The sequence below is a fragment of the Flavobacterium psychroterrae genome (genome assembly GCF_018380615.1).
Lineage (GTDB): Bacteria > Bacteroidota > Bacteroidia > Flavobacteriales > Flavobacteriaceae > Flavobacterium > Flavobacterium psychroterrae.
The window spans coordinates 77,849-93,916 of record NZ_JAGYVZ010000006.1 but is presented as its reverse complement, the minus strand read 5'-3'; the positions used below and the strand labels follow the sequence as shown (position 1 = coordinate 93,916).

13 protein-coding genes are annotated in these 16,068 nt (G+C 32.6%); 1 reads left to right on the top strand and 12 read right to left on the bottom strand.

Annotated elements, in window-relative coordinates; genetic code table 11:
* Positions 1-2: 2 nt before the first annotated feature.
* From KHA90_RS08495 to KHA90_RS25720, 11 genes are all read right to left on the bottom strand, one after another.
* On the bottom strand, positions 3-1,604 hold the full coding sequence (locus KHA90_RS08495) for a S8 family serine peptidase (protein ID WP_213297812.1): 1,602 nt from the start codon (positions 1,602-1,604) through the stop codon (positions 3-5).
* Between the two features lie 44 nt (positions 1,605-1,648).
* Positions 1,649-2,836, bottom strand: coding sequence for a tRNA 2-thiouridine(34) synthase MnmA (gene mnmA, locus KHA90_RS08490; RefSeq protein ID WP_213297809.1), 1,188 nt, complete (start codon positions 2,834-2,836; stop codon positions 1,649-1,651).
* Positions 2,837-2,975: 139 nt separating this feature from the next.
* Complete coding sequence (locus tag KHA90_RS08485) at positions 2,976-3,692, bottom strand: toxin-antitoxin system YwqK family antitoxin (RefSeq protein ID WP_213297807.1); 717 nt, start codon at positions 3,690-3,692, stop codon at positions 2,976-2,978.
* A 139-nt stretch (positions 3,693-3,831) separates the two neighbouring features.
* Positions 3,832-5,733, bottom strand: a complete 1,902-nt coding sequence (gene yidC / locus KHA90_RS08480) for a membrane protein insertase YidC (protein ID WP_213297804.1) — start codon at positions 5,731-5,733, stop codon at positions 3,832-3,834.
* An 81-nt stretch (positions 5,734-5,814) separates the two neighbouring features.
* Complete coding sequence (locus KHA90_RS08475; RefSeq protein WP_213297801.1) at positions 5,815-7,440, bottom strand: CTP synthase; 1,626 nt, start codon at positions 7,438-7,440, stop codon at positions 5,815-5,817.
* 624 nt (positions 7,441-8,064) lie between these two features.
* Positions 8,065-8,439: a DUF4190 domain-containing protein gene (locus KHA90_RS08465; protein WP_213297796.1), complete on the bottom strand. Its 375-nt coding sequence runs from the start codon at positions 8,437-8,439 to the stop codon at positions 8,065-8,067.
* A gap of 26 nt (positions 8,440-8,465) precedes the next feature.
* Positions 8,466-8,723 carry a hypothetical protein gene (locus tag KHA90_RS08460; RefSeq protein ID WP_213297793.1) on the bottom strand — a complete coding sequence of 86 codons (258 nt, stop codon included), beginning with the start codon at positions 8,721-8,723 and terminating at the stop codon, positions 8,466-8,468.
* A 53-nt stretch (positions 8,724-8,776) separates the two neighbouring features.
* On the bottom strand, positions 8,777-9,013 hold the full coding sequence (locus KHA90_RS08455; RefSeq protein WP_213297790.1) for a DUF3820 family protein: 237 nt from the start codon (positions 9,011-9,013) through the stop codon (positions 8,777-8,779).
* Positions 9,014-9,195: 182 nt separating this feature from the next.
* Positions 9,196-11,124, bottom strand: a complete 1,929-nt coding sequence (nagB, locus tag KHA90_RS08450; RefSeq protein ID WP_213297787.1) for a glucosamine-6-phosphate deaminase — start codon at positions 11,122-11,124, stop codon at positions 9,196-9,198.
* 238 nt (positions 11,125-11,362) lie between these two features.
* The gene (locus KHA90_RS08445) at positions 11,363-12,238 is read right to left on the bottom strand and encodes a sugar phosphate nucleotidyltransferase (RefSeq protein ID WP_213297784.1); all 876 of its coding nucleotides are present in this window, start codon (positions 12,236-12,238) and stop codon (positions 11,363-11,365) included.
* A 9-nt stretch (positions 12,239-12,247) separates the two neighbouring features.
* Complete coding sequence (locus KHA90_RS25720) at positions 12,248-13,339, bottom strand: mevalonate kinase family protein (RefSeq protein WP_213297781.1); 1,092 nt, start codon at positions 13,337-13,339, stop codon at positions 12,248-12,250.
* Positions 13,340-13,571: 232 nt separating this feature from the next.
* Here KHA90_RS25720 and KHA90_RS08435 point away from each other — a divergent pair, with 232 nt between their 5' ends.
* Positions 13,572-14,612 (top strand): LacI family DNA-binding transcriptional regulator, encoded by a 1,041-nt coding sequence (locus KHA90_RS08435; RefSeq protein WP_213297779.1) that lies wholly within the window; start codon positions 13,572-13,574, stop codon positions 14,610-14,612.
* A 534-nt stretch (positions 14,613-15,146) separates the two neighbouring features.
* Here KHA90_RS08435 and KHA90_RS08430 read toward each other — a convergent pair.
* On the bottom strand, positions 15,147-15,764 hold the full coding sequence (locus KHA90_RS08430; RefSeq protein ID WP_317197385.1) for a sugar-binding protein: 618 nt from the start codon (positions 15,762-15,764) through the stop codon (positions 15,147-15,149).
* Between the last annotated feature and the right edge of the window lie 304 nt (positions 15,765-16,068).

The following is a 16,068-nucleotide window of genomic DNA, read 5'->3' as shown; positions in this document are numbered from 1 at the left end:
AATTATTGTTTGATTATCTTTCCTGTTTTATGAAGTCCATCAGCGTCAAAAGTATAAAAATACAGTCCACTTTTTAAAGCTTCAATAGAAAGAATTGGGTTTTGATTTGTTATTTGTTTCTCAATAACCTTTTGTCCTAAAACAGAATAAATTGAAATTGAAGCAGTACTATCTTCAAACAAAAATGAAACTGTAGTTTTCGCCGGATTAGGAAAAACAGAAAAAATTGAAGAAAAAGTTTGAAAGTCTTCGACACCTAAAGCAGATCCAAAATTCGGAATTCCGTAACCGTAATTATTATTTGGAGCAGCATATCGATCAGAAGACTGAAGAACCATTTGCCTGATTTCCTTATTGTTTTTAGTTGGAAAAGCCTGCCATAAACACGCAATCATTCCCGCCATAATTGGGCAAGAAAATGAAGTTCCGTTCACGGTAACAATATTTCCTGCTGTATCTGATACTACCGAGGCTGTACCTTGCGCCATGACATCAGGCTTAATTCTTCCGTCAAAACTTGGTCCAACAGAACTAAAACCGGATTTTGTTTTTGAAGCCGTAACTGAACCTACCGTAATCACAGAAACTGCATCTGCAGGTGCACCAATATGAGGTTCTGCAGTACTTCCTTCATTTCCTGCCGAGGAAACCACAATTATACCTTTACTAAAAGCAATTTCGGCACCACGGGAAATAAAATTTGTTGAGCCATTCATATCACTGTAAGTATGACTATAATTAGGATTATCAAAACCAAAATAACCTAACGAAGTCGTAATAATATCTACTCCTAAACTATCTGCTTTTTCGGCAGCTTCTACCCAATATGATTCTTCTACTGGATTTTCTGTGGGAGCATATTCTGTTATAAACAAGTAAAAAGAAGCGTGTGGAGCTGTGCCCACAAGAGCATTTTCTTTGTAACCACCTATTGTAGAAAGTACCATTGTTCCGTGACTATCACCGGTATAGAAATCATCGCTTCTGTTGACAAAATCATAACCTCCTAAAATTTGATTATTATCTATAAGTCTTTTAAAAGGCTGAGCCGTATTTACACCTGGAAAACCGGCATCAATAACAGCAATTATTTTACCTAAACCTGTTTTATTTTGCTGATGCAAAACTTGCCCATTCAACATTTGAATTTGATTTGCAGAAGTTCCATACGCATAATCAACTGTTGTTTTCAGTTTATCATTTGGTTGAGAAACTTTATTTTCTGAAACTTTTTTTAAAGTTGTACTTAAGGTTTTATTCGCAAAAGCTACTTTATCAACAAATGACAATGATTTAAGCGATAAAATATCAGCCTGAGTTCCTCGAATATGAAGCGCATTTAGCCATTTAGATTTTGCCTTGATGCTGATTCCTGAACCTGATTTTATCTGATTTATATAAGATTCTTCTAATGGAATATCAGTAAGATCTAAGGCAATATTTTGATTTGTCCTGCGATCTAAAGCACGCTGAGTAAGCATCAATAATGGATTATCAAACGAAACTTGTGCATTTGGTTTATCTTTAAAATATACCCACGCATCCTCCTGCGAATAGATCGCCGAAGAAAATAGCATCAAAAAAAATATGAAATAGTACTTCATGATTACTTTTTTAAAGGGTTAAACCTCTGTAAAAAAGTATAAAGCTAAGAAATTACTCCCGAACCAACTAATTCATTATAGAAATACCAGGCTGCAAACTGACCTTCTGTTATTGCAGATTGCGGCTCATCAAAATAAGCATACATTCCGTCTTCGAATTGGTGTAAAGTTGCTTTTTGCAAAGGCTGACGGTAACGAATTCTCGCCATTACTTCCATCGTTTCTCCCACTTTTAATGCCAAATCAGTACGAATCCAGTGTACTTCTGACTTTTCGATAAATAATGCTTTTTTGAATAAACCAGGATGCTGACTTGTTAAACCGGTATAAATAGTATTGGTTTCAACGTTTGTAGCAATGATAAATAACGGATCTGTTGTTCCGCCTACATTTAATCCTTTTCGTTGTCCTATCGTAAAATAATGAGCACCCTGATGTTTCCCCACTACTTTTCCCATTGTTGGAAGATAGGCAGGTTTTTGTGCTTCAAATTTCAATTCTTCTTCTACTGATAAACCTGTTGGTTTTTCGATAGTATAAATAGGATCGTTTTTATCTATCTGAACAATTTTACCATCTTTAGGCTGTAATTTTTGTTGCAGAAATTCCGGTAAACGTACTTTACCAATAAAACACAATCCTTGTGAATCTTTCTTTTCAGCGGTTACCAAATCCATTTCAGCAGCGATTTCGCGCACTTCAGGTTTGGTTAAGGCTCCAATTGGGAATAATGATTTTGACAATTGATCCTGAGATAACTGACATAAAAAATACGATTGATCTTTATTATTATCTGCGCCGGCAATCAATTGATAAACTGGTTTTCCATCAACTTCAATTTCATTTTTTTGACAATAATGTCCTGTTGCCACATAATCAGCACCAAGACTTAAGGCAATTTTCATGAAAACATCAAATTTGATTTCGCGATTACAAAGTACGTCAGGATTTGGAGTTCTCCCTTTTTCGTATTCGTTGAACATATAGTCAACGATTTTTTCTTTGTATTCTTCGCTTAAATCGACAGTTTGAAACGGTATTCCGAGTTTTTCAGCTACTAATAAAGCATCATTACTATCTTCTAACCAAGGACATTCATTAGAAATAGTAACTGAATCATCGTGCCAATTTTTCATAAAAAGCCCAATAACTTCGTACCCTTGTTGTTGCAATAAATAAGCAGCAACACTCGAATCTACTCCACCGGAAAGTCCAACAACTACACGTTTCATTCTAAATCGTTTATATTTTTACAAGGGTGCAAAGATAAGCCCTATTTTTGATAATCGTGGTAGTTTTGATTAGTTTATGTAATGTTGCGGTAGAGAAAACTTATTGCATTTAAAAACAGATTTAGATTTCAAGAAAAATCTAATTCATTTTAGGTTTTGAATCTGCCTGATAACTGCTTTTTGGGTCGCTCATATTTACTTCTTTGGTTAATTTCCCTTTTAAGTAAAACTGCCACATATTCGCTTTTTTCCCGTTTACAAATTTCCCTTTTGAAGCTACAGCTCCATCAGCATCATAAAAAACAGCATCACCATTGTATTCATTATTTTTATAAGTAGTTTGTTCTAAAAGAGTTCCGTTTTGTCCGTATTTTTTATAGATCCCTTCTTTTGAGCCGTTTATGTATGTCATTTCTTCGGCAAGTTTAGAATCCGGATAATAAACAGTTCTCGGTCCTTCTAATTTTCCATTTTTATAATTCTCCAGTGTCATCACTACTTTTGAAGCTTTGTGATAATACTTCCACTCGCCTTCACGCGCTTTACCAACTTCTTTTCCTTCGCTTACTTTGTTTTTATTCTGATCATAAAAAATCGTGTACGAACTTCCGTTATTAGCTGTAAAATCACGAGTTGCTATAACATCTCCTTTTTTGGTATCATCAAAAAATTTAAAGATGCCTGTTTCTTTTCCGTGATCAAAAGTTCCTTCATAACGAGGACGTTTAGATACTTCATACGTTCCTTTCCAGACTCCGTCTTTTTTTCCGCTGGCATCGACTTTGTTTAAATCTTGTGCTGAAACCAAAACTGCATTTAAGAAAAGTAATCCGATTATTATTTTTTTATAAATCATTGTAATTTAATTTTAAGCTTTAACGAAAAGGACTTTGATAAAGTATGTTGTGATCTTTTTTAATTTAGAATTTACTCCAAATTTAAAGAATATTGGATAAAAAAAAATCCCGATAAATCGAGATTTTTTAATATTGTAATTATTTTTTATTCTGTTTTTTTGCTGCCTCTTGTTGTTCCATTACATCTTGTAAACGTTGCTGAAACTTACTTTGTTTTTTAGGCTCTTTTAATTTATTCTCCTGAATCTGACCGTGAATTTTATCTGTATCAACAATATAATTTTTAATTACAAACATAATTCCTATTGTAATTAAGTTGGATATAAAGTTATACAAACTCAAACCTGCACCGTAACTATTAAAGAAAATTAACATCATTAATGGCGAAACATAAATCATGATTTTCATCATTTTTGCCATATCGGGCATACCTTCTTGTTGAGGCGCTGCCATTTGTTGATCTCCTGAAGTCATTTTCATATAGAAGAAAATAGCAATTGCTGCCAAAATTGGGAACAAACTGATATGACTTCCGTATAACGGAATGGTGAATGGTAATTTTACAACTGCATCAAATGAAGATAAATCGTCTGCCCAAAGGAAACTTTTTTGTCTTAACTCAAAAGCAGATGGAAAGAACTGGAATGATGCATACATAAACGGAAGCTGAATCAATGCCGGAATACATCCTGCCATTGGGTTTACTCCTGCTTTGTTGTACAATTTCATTGTTTCCTGTTGTTTCTTCATTGGGTCTTTTTTGAATTTTTCTCCCAACTCTGTAATCTCAGGACGTAAAACTTTCATTTTAGCCTGTGACAAGAATGACTTATAAGTAATTGGCGACATTGCCAATTTGATGATAATCGTGAAAATGATAATCGCAATTCCGTAAGCAATATATGAACTTAGAAATCCAAATAATGGTATAAAAATCCATTGATTAATCCATCCAAAAATCCCCCATCCTAACGGAATAATTTTTTGGAAATTTTTATCGTATGATTTTAATATTTTATAATCTGACGGTCCAAAATACCAATTCATTTTATAATCAACTTCTCCATTTGAAAAAGCCAATGGAACTGTTGCTTTAAATTGTTTGATATAAGTAGTATCGATTTTTTCATCTTTAACTAACTCATCAGATTGTAATTTTGATTTTTCGAATGGTTTATCAGTAGATAAAATTGCACTAAAAAAGTGTTGTTTAAAAGCAATAAACTTCACTTTTTCAGGATTATCTTCTTTTCCTTCCCCACCATTTACTGAACTGAATTTTTCATCTCCATATTCATATTCCAGTTGAGCAAAACGTTTTTCGATAGAAATACTTTTCTCATTTCTGTAGGATTTTAAATCCCAAACTAAATCTAATGGTTTAGATGAATTTAAAACTTTATTCAATCCTTGAGTACGAATATCAAAACCAACTAAATAATCGTTTGCTTTCAATACGTATTTATATTCTAAAAACTCATTTGCTCCTGCTTTCAAACGCATTGTCAATATTTGATCAGCACCGTTTTTAGTCAATGTTGGTTCAAAATATAAATCTTTAGAATTTAAAGTTCTGTTATCAGTTGTTTGTAGCTGAATATTTAAATTAGAATTATTGTCTTTGATTAATTCTACTAATTGTCCGGAATTTTTTTCAAACTTTTTGAATTCTTTCAATGTAGCTTCTACTATATAACCACCTTTATTGGCGATTTTTAGTATCATCTTTTCGTTTTCGATAGTTGTAAAACCTTCTTTAGCAGAAGGAAGTGTAGCTGAATAAGCAAAACCACCTAATGTTTTTTGTAATTGCGCTAATTGAACTGTATCGCCGGGAGTTGCAGCAGTAACCGGTAAAACAGCTGTTTTAGTTTTATCCGTTTTAGCTTGTGCTTCTTGTTTAGCAACTAATTCTTTCTTGGCTTTTTCAGCAGCAATTTCTTTATCAGAAGGTTGATTTTGGTACATAATCCACACCAAAATTCCAAATATCAATACAAAACCAATGATTGAATTAAGATCAAATTTTTTTTCTTCCATTATTTATTTAAAAAAAGTTATTCGTTTAAGGATATTAGTAATGAGTTGACCTCAAAAGTTACATCTTTTTAGAATTAATTATTATTTTTTATGCGCAATTAAATGCTTAGTTACTGCAGCAGCCACAAAATTCACAAAAATTGGATGTGGGTTTGCAACTGTACTTTTGTATTCAGGATGATACTGTACTCCAATAAAAAACGGATGATTTTCAAGTTCAACAATTTCTACCAAACCTGTATCCGGATTTACTCCTGACGCTTTTAAACCTGCTTTTTGCAGTTCATCAGCATATTTATTATTGTATTCATAACGGTGACGGTGACGCTCAGAAATGGTCTTTTGTCCGTATATTTTATGCGCTAAGGTATTTGGTTTGATATCACATTTCCAAGCTCCAAGACGCATTGTCCCACCTTTATCAGTTATGGTTTTTTGCTCTTCCATTAAATCCACAACCGGATGAGGAGTTTTCTCGTTCATCTCTGTAGAATTCGCATCAGCATAACCTAAAATATTTCTCGAATATTCAATAACAGACATTTGCATTCCTAAACAAATTCCGAAAAACGGAATATCATTTTCACGTGCAAAACGAACTGCTTCAATTTTTCCTTCAATACCTCTTTCTCCAAAACCCGGTGCTACTAAAACTCCGTCAAGTGGTCCCAATTTTTCTTCAACATTATCACTATTGATGTGTTCTGAATGTATCGAAATTACGTTTACTTTAGTTTCATTTGAAGCTCCTGCATGAATAAATGCCTCTAAGATAGATTTGTAACAATCCTGCATTTCTACATATTTACCAATCAAACCAATATTTACGGTATGTTTTGGATTTTTTAATCTGCGTAAAAAAGTATTCCAGTTTTTTAAATCCGGAGCTGCTTTTTTAGGTAAATCTAATTTCTTTAAAGCCACCACATCTAATCCTTCTTCAAGCATTAAATTAGGAACTTCATATATTGTCGAAGCATCAATAGACTGAATTACTGCTTCTCTTTTTACGTTACAAAACAATGCTAATTTATTGCGCAATTCATCAGAAAGCTCATGCTCAGTTCTACAAACTAAGATATCAGCTTTGATTCCGCTTTCCATTAATGTTTTTACAGAGTGTTGCGTAGGTTTTGTCTTCAACTCACCCGCAGCAGCCAAATAAGGAACTAAAGTTAAATGAATAACAATTCCATTATTTTCACCTAATTCCCAAACTAATTGACGAACAGATTCTATATAAGGTAATGATTCAATATCACCAACAGTTCCGCCAATTTCAGTAATTACAATATCATAATCGCCTGATTTCCCAAGCAATTGCATTCTGTCTTTAATTTCATTTGTAATATGAGGAACAACCTGAACTGTTTTTCCTAAAAATTCTCCTCTTCTTTCTTTTTCAATTACCGAAAGATAAACTCTTCCTGTTGTAACGTTATTTGCCTGAGAAGTAGGAACGTTCAGAAAACGTTCGTAATGTCCCAAATCTAAATCTGTTTCAGCACCATCATCAGTTACATAACATTCTCCGTGTTCGTATGGATTCAACGTACCCGGATCCACATTAATATATGGATCGAATTTTTGAATAGTGGTACGATATCCTCTTCCTTGTAACAATTTTGCTAAAGATGCTGCGATAATTCCTTTTCCTAATGAAGAAGTCACACCGCCTGTAACAAAAATATATTTTGTTTGATTCATTCTGTTGTTGTTTGTATGTAGTTGTGTAAAAAACTTGGCAAAAGTACAAATTTAATTAGATAATTTATCAATTAGAGAATGAGATAATTTGCAAATTTTTAAATAGATCGATTAGATGTTTCCGTTATCGATAATTTTAACTTTTAATTAGACCTTTTTTTGAATATTACCTTTATCCAGTTCAAATTAAAACCAAATTATAAAATGAAAAAATAAAAATTATAACACTAAACAATACGTCTGAAATCAACACAATTTTAAAATTAGACAAGTGTATTATTTTATTGATAATGAAACGCACTATCAACTGAATGAGAAAAAAAGAAAAAATTTTTATACTATATGAATTATAGAGAATTGCTTCATTGAAATTAAGTCGCAATATTTGAGAAAAAGCTCTCGTAAGACCACGGCTTTTGCAATAACTCAAAGGCATTCCTGCGCACGAAGATGGAATTCCAAAATTTAAATACGGAAGTAGAAAACAATAAAAAAAGATGAGCATAATGATTACAATAAAAATCACGTTTATCTTTTTGTACGCATCAATTTCGTAAGAAGTTTTTATTTCCACAAAGGCGATTATTTTGTTTTTTTGACCTTTATTGTGTCTGATGTTATTTCTCAAGTATTTAAAGAATCTTGTACTTTTACCGAATCTGTATTTTGTGAATCAAAATCTTCTGTAAATTCGTCCTCATTATTCTCTTTATCCTTTATATTAGAACTGACTTTTACTACAAAAAACACCATAACAATAATAACAATAGCAATAGATAAAACTCCTAAAAAAAAACCAGCTTGTGGCAAAGCTGCAGAAACATTATTATTTCGTGCCTGTGAAACACCAATTGCGCCAAAAACAATAGCAAGCAGACCAAAAACTATTGCAATTATACCAACGCATGGTATGAATGAAACCAGAATAGCTACAATGCCTAATACTAAAGCTGCAATACCCATTCCCTGACCTGCGTTTTGTTGCGAGTTATTATCCATCAATATTTATATTTTATTATCCATTATTAATTCCACATTAACAGTAATGCCATTAAAAGACCACCAACAAATAAGAAAAGAATTGAAATTACAACTGCAATAATTCCTACAAACAAACTTATCACAGCTAATGAGGTGGGCGCATTTTCAGTTTTTGCCTGAGATAAACCAACTGATGCAAAAATTATTGCAATAATTCCACCTAACAAAGCAAAAATATTAAAGCAAGGTAAAAATGATATTATAATAGATAGTACTCCCAATATTAATGCTGCAATACTCATGTTTTGGCCCGCATTTGACCGTTGAAAATTATTCTCCATAGATTGTAGTTATCTTATTTTACAGGTTTCGGATATTGCTTTTTAATGTTTCGAATTAATTCTTCTAATCCGTTTAATTTCAGTTCATAAACAAGTGCTAATTGCTGACCCAATTCTCCGTTAGGAAAACCTTTATTATGGTACCAAACTACATAATATTCCGGTAAATCAATTAAAAATTTTCCTTCGTATTTCCCGAAAGGCATTTTTGTATGGGCTAATTTTATGAGAAGTTTTTTGTCTGGTTCCATTTTTTTAAAGAAAAAAGAAGCAAGAGAAAAGAATATAGACTCATTCTTCTTTCTTGCTTCTTATTGGTACAAAGCTATTCTATTTTTTTATTTTTCTTGCAAAAGATTTTAAAATAGTTTTACAGTCGCGGTCCCAGTTTTCAGGTTACAACTGACTGTTTACTGGCACTAAAAACTGAGACTTAGTAATGCCATCTCACAAAGGCTTCCATTGCTGCGTATGTTGCTAAACCTAATTCCTGGTACAAACTAGCTGTTTCTGCATTTCTGTCTTCGGCTCTTTGCCAAAATTCCCTTGCATCAGTTCCCTGAAAAACAACCCCATCTTTTTGCGATTGATGTTTGAAAATTCCGTGACGTTTTGCCAAAACCTGATCAGGGCTCATTGGTACAGCCATTTCGACTTCGTCAATTCCCCATTCCTGCCAAGCTCCGCGGTACAACCATAACCAGCAATCATTCATAAATGGCTTTGATTTTAAAGCTTTTACAGCTTCAAAAATTGCATCAAGACATACTTTATGAGTTCCGTGTGGATCTGCTAAGTCTCCCGCTGCGTATATTTGATGTGGTTTAATTTTTTCGATTAAATCCATCGTTAATTGAATGTCTTCTTTGCCAATTGGTTTTTTCTCGATAGTTCCGGTTTCATAGAATGGCAATTCCATAAAATGAATCTGATCATCAGTCAAACCTACAAAATGACTTGTTGCTCTTGCTTCTCCTTTTCTAATTAAACCTTTAATGTAACGAACTTCCGGAATGTCGATTTCGCTATTTTTTTTATTGGTTAAAAAGTCAAGTGCTTTTTGATAAATATTTTCTGCTTCGGCACTTTTGATTCCAAATTTATCATTGTAATCTGTTACGAATCTCGCAAAACGCAATGCTTCATCATCGGCAACAGCAATATTTCCAGAGGTTTGATACGCCACATGCACTTCATGACCTTGCTCCTGTAAACGCATAAATGTTCCTCCCATACTAATAATATCATCATCAGGATGCGGACTAAAAATTAATACACGTTTTTTTGCAGGTTCAGCTCTTTCCGGACGATTTGAATCCTCAGCATTTGGTTTCCCTCCTGGCCAGCCTGTAATTGTATTTTGTAATTTATTGAATATTTTAATATTGATGTCATAGGCAGGACCAGAATCTGCTAATAAATCGCTCATTCCGTGCTCGATATAATCAGCATCTGTAAGCATTAAAATTGGTTTTTTAAGCTGTAGCGCCAATCCTAAAACTGCCTTACGAGTCAATTTATCTGTCCAGATTACTTTTTCAACCAACCACGGTTTATTAATTCTGGTCAATTTTGAAGAAGCTTCTTTATCTAAAATAAAAATAGCATTATTATGTTCCTGCAAAAACGAAGCGGGAACACGATTCGTAACTTCATCTTCAACTGATCTTTTTACAACATTTGCTTTTCCTTCTCCCCAAGCTAATAAGATTACTCTTTTAGCTTCCATGATTTTTTTAACTCCAAGCGTGATTGCTGTTCTTGGCGTATTACTTAATCCGAAGAAATCTTTACTTGCCGCAACTCTTGTGATATGATCTAAAGCGACTAAACGTGTTTTAGAGTTTTGCAATGAACCGGATTCATTAAAACCAATATGCCCGTTACCGCCAATTCCAAGAATCTGCAAATCAATACCTCCTAAAGCTTCGATTTTGGCTTCATAATTATGGCAATAATCGGCAATTTGTTCTTTTGTTAAAAGTCCGTCCGGAACATGAGCATTTTCAGGTAAAATATCAACGTGATCAAACAACAATTCCTTCATGAAACGAACGTAGCTGTTAATTGAATTTGGTTCCATTGGATAATATTCATCCAGATTAAAACTAATTACGTTTTTAAAACTCAACCCTTCTTCTTTGTGCAAACGCACTAATTCAGCATATAAACCTTTTGGTGAAGATCCTGTTGCAAGACCTAAAATACAAGGTTTATTTTCTTTTTGTTTGGTTTGAATTAAAGCTGCAATTTCCTGAGCTACTGCTTTTGAAGCATCACCGGAATTTTCAAAAACAACCGTATTGATGTTTTCAAATCGTTTCTCGAAACCTGTTGCTTTGTCTACTTTACTTTTTAACATGATATAGTTTTTTTTATTCTATTCTAAGTTTAAATCAATAATAATCAATACTTTATAAATATAATAAGTTTTGAATCGCAATACAAGGATATAAAACACATTTAGACAACTTAAAAGAAGCAAAATGCTATTTTGCGATTTTTACGCAAATTAATGCGTATTTTTTGCAAATTAAAACAAAAGTACTCTAATTAGTTGTACTTCGCAGCAAATTAGATATCAATTTTTTGTTAATTCTTTAAGCTTCCCAGTCTAATACGGGGTAATATTGCTGCAAATATTTCTTTACATCAGCGATATCTTCTTTGGCGGTTAAATCAGGTACATGCTCTGAAAACGGAATTCCTAAAGTTGTATCAGGATTTTCATTTACGGCATTTAAAAGTACCGTTGGCAATTCTTTTTCGTCTCTTTCAGGATGAACAGGACAATTTTTAAGATGTGGATATAATGCGCTTCCTTTAAACTTAAAAGCATTCATGCTTACTCTTATTTTGCCTTCAACATCTTTATAATCAGACAAAATATCTGCCGAAGGTTTTTCTAATATATCTAATAATTGATTGTTTTTATCTAATTTGGCAATGGCAAAACGCGAAATTCTTTCAGACGGAAATTCCAAAGCATCGCGATCATAAGCAATAAAAGCATTTGGACTATTGGTTTCTCTTAAAGCTAATAAGGCTTTCGCCGAATATAAATTGTCACTGTTACAAACTGAATATTCTTGCGAATTTAATTCCGGAAATTGTTCTACAGCGTGGAACAATGCGTCCGCCGTACCAAAAGGTTTTACCCGTCCTTCAGGAATATATTGCACGGCAAATGAAATATTGAGTCCGTTAAAATTATTATTCACATTTTGAGTTCCGTAAAACTCCTTAAACAACTCACCTTGTTCACCTATAATAATGTAAATATTTTTGTATCCTGCTTTTTTAGCATTTAATAAGAGATAATCTAATAAAGGTCTTCCGCTAGATCCTACGCTTATCAAACCTTTACTTCTTTCATTTGCCTGAGCAATTTCTTCCTGTGATAAATTATCAAGAACGGCTTCTTTTTTCATGCGTGAAGATGCTCCGCCCGCAAGAATAATTAAATTGTTATGCATATTTATTTTTTAAATTTCAATATTTTCAATGATTCTTACACCTGGATCTACAGCAACCACATAAGCTTCCTGAGCTCCGGCTTTTAAAATTGCTTCGATTACTACATTTTCATTTTCAGGATTTGCAATAACAACAATGCTGCCGCCACCGCCAGAGCCAACAATTTTAGCTCCATAAGCTCCTGCCCGCAAAGCAGCATTAATCATATCATCAATTCTTGGAACTGTAATTTTTAATAAATCACGCAAAACTTCATGATGCTGATTCATTAATTTTCCAATTTTCTGAAGATCTAAAATTGGTTTTTCAAACTCCTTTAATGCTTCTTTTGTGTAATGATAATTTTTTAAGGCGGCTTCAAAAAACGGAATTAATCTGTCTGGCAAACAATTTCTATAGCGATCTAAATCTTCTATTTGAGAAGTATTAAGATCAAAATCAGGAAAATTTTGCTTTACAATCCCAATAGACATTAAGGCATTTCCTTTTATTTCACCAATTAGACCTATAGTTTCTTTAGGAACTCCTGAAACCCCGGTAATTAATCCTTTTAAATCGGTTCTGATTATTTTATACGAAAAAGGATCTTTAGTATTAATATATACCACATTCCCTACCCCTATGCTAAAATGATCCATCATTCCTCCTGGTTCCCCATGTTCTAAAACTTCAGATTCATAGCCTACTTTTGCTATAAATTCTGCTGTAATTTCATGGTTGATTCCAAAAGCTGAAATCAAAAACCGAATCCATGCCATTAATAAAGCTGACGAACTTGATGTTCCTGAATTTATGGGAATATCTCCTGTAATGGTGATCGTATACCCTACATTTGGAACACAACCATACCGGCGCAATACCCGCAATGAGGAAGCAAAATAATCCCGAGATTCTAATTTGTCAAAAGTAGCATCGATATTAATGACACGAATTTCATCAATGTCGATCATATTTAAAACAAACGTATTGCTGTCATTTTGTTCAGCAGTAAGTTTTATATTTCGATCAATTGCACAGGCTATAACCGGCAATCCTAAGTAATCCTGATGATCTCCAAAGAGGCATGTTCGGCCGGGAGCTAATGAAGTAATTTTTTTCACTTAAAATATTATAATAAATCATTATAAAACAGCAATTTATAATAATTTTTGGTTAAGAAATTTTATCTTTTTTTGATTTTGATTCTACGAAACTATATATTATATTTTTATAAAACAAGAAAAAAAATAAAAATGTGCTCGAACACACTATTTAAAATGTTCTCGAGCACACTAAATAATCAGCACAGGATTTTTTTTAAATAATTAATCCAAAGTTTCTATATTTGCTTATATGGATAAAAAGTACACAATTAAGGATATAGCAAAAATGGCTGGAGTTTCTAAAGGAACTGTAGACAGGGTTTTGCATAACAGAGGAAAAGTTTCTCCAGCTGCGTTAGATAAAATAAATGAAGTTTTAAACGTCATTGATTATGAGCCGAACTTAATTGCCAGAAATTTAAAAAACACTAAAATTTACCGTATTTGTGTTTTACTTCCGGATCCTGAAATTGACTCTTATTGGCTTCCCTGCATCAACGGAATCCAGGAAGCAATAACAGAGTTTAAAGCGTATGGTGTTGTAATTGAAACTCATTATTTTAATCCTGAAAGTAAAAAATCGTTTTTAAGTACAAACCAAACCATTATTAAGCAATCTCCGGATGCTGTTTTAATTGCTCCGTTATTTCATAAAGAAACGCTGGAAATTGTAAAACAATATGATGAACTGGAGATTATTGTAAATACTTTTAATAACCAAATTGAAAGCGAATCTATTAAAAGTTTTGTTGGACAGGATTTGTATAAAAGCGGTCGCGTAGCCGCCAGTTTAATGAGCCTTATTTTAACCGAAGGTCAAATTGCAATTATCCACATTGATGAAAGCCTTAAAAATGCGGTTCACATGCAGGAAAAAGAGAAAGGTTTTAGAAATTATTTTGATGAGAAGAAAATTGCTGATTTCTCCTTAACCACTTTAAAATTAAAACATCCAAATGTTGAAACTAAATTTTCTGCTTTTTTAGAAGAAAACTCAAACTTAAAAGGAATTTTCATTACAACTTCTAAAGCCTATCAGATTGCTGCTATTTTATCTTCTTTAAAAGATAAAAAAATAGCACTTATTGGTTATGATTTGGTGGAGAAAAATGTAAACTTCCTGAATCAGGGATTAGTTCATTTTTTAATTCATCAAAATCAAACAAGACAAGCTTATTTAGGAGTTAGTACTTTAGCAGAGCATTTTTTATTCCGCAAAGATATCCCGGAAACTATATTATTGCCTATTGATATTATTAATGTTGAGAATGCTTCGTTTTACGTATCATAGGTTTGTTTGCCCACAGATTGAACAGATTTAAACAGGTTTACACTGATTATTTTTTTAAATGTGAAATAAAAACCCGTGAGAATCCATTTAAATTCGATCGATTCGTGGGCTAAAAATCTCTCGCAGATTTGGCAGATTAAGCAGATTTACATCAATTCTTTTATCAAACTTTGGAAATAAAAACCCGCGAAAACCTGTTTAAATCCGTTCAATCTGTGGGCTAAAAATCTCTCGCAGATTTGGCAGATTAAGCAGATTTACATCAATTCTTTTATCAAACTTTGGAAATAAAAACCCGCGAAAACCTGTTTAAATCCGTTCAATCCGTGGGCTAAAATTACTTCGCAGATTGAGCAGATTTGCATCAATTTTTATCAAACTTGCAAATAAAAACATGCGAAAACCCGTTTAAATCCGTTCAATCTGTGGGCTAAAAATATCTCGCAGATTTGGCAGATTGAGCAGATTTACATTGATCTTTAAACTTTGCACCTTTGAACCTTTGAGACTTTGCACCTCTGAACCTTTAAGTCTTTACAAAATAAACTTACCAAACGAAGAAGCGATATGAAAATTAGGCGTTTCGGTATTTGGGTCTACCCATGAAATCCAGGTTGGTTCGTACTGTAGATTTTCTGCCAGGGAAAATTTTGCACTAAAAACCCCAGCTTCAAGAGCATTGTTCTTAATTAAATTTAAATCTTTTAAGGATTGAATGCTAATTCTGCCTTCAACAATAAAAGAAATTTCATCTTTTGAAGTTTTTACTTCGATCTCATTTTTGGGCCAATTCCAGTTAAAATCAAAATCTTTATCAGGATGTGCCTTGAAATCCATTATTCTCCCTGATGTATCAATTTCTAAACAATAATAAGGATTTAGAGATTCATTAGTTCTAAAAAATAATTCTACACGATCTGAGTTCCCAATACTATCAAAACTATTATCTTTTTTATCGATAAAAACATCAGTATCAAAAACCCTGAAATTAAAATAGAAATTTTCAAGATCATGAAGTGCTCTGAATTCAATTTTTGAAATAGGATTTTTATCCCACGGTGATGAAAAATCGGTTAAACAATTTGCATTTTCCCAAAAAGATAAATTAGAAAAATCAACGTTTTTTACTTCATTATTATTAATGGAATTCACTTGGTACTTTTTCAAAATTTGGCTCATAATTCGGAGGAAATTAATTCATATAATAGTAACTGAAATTGAATTTTTATAAATTGTAAAAACCTGAAAAATCAACTTCAATTTGTATTCTTTTTTAAAGTGCTAATATAGGCCAAAACTTTATTTAAATTTTGTCTTCTTCAAAATTTCATTTTAAATCAAATAGGCAATAATAAGAAAAAACGTATCAATTAAAAACTTGCAGAATATTATTTTATCAGTAAACAATTTTAAGACCTATTGCGATATTCTTATAAATAAAAACAACTACTTATTA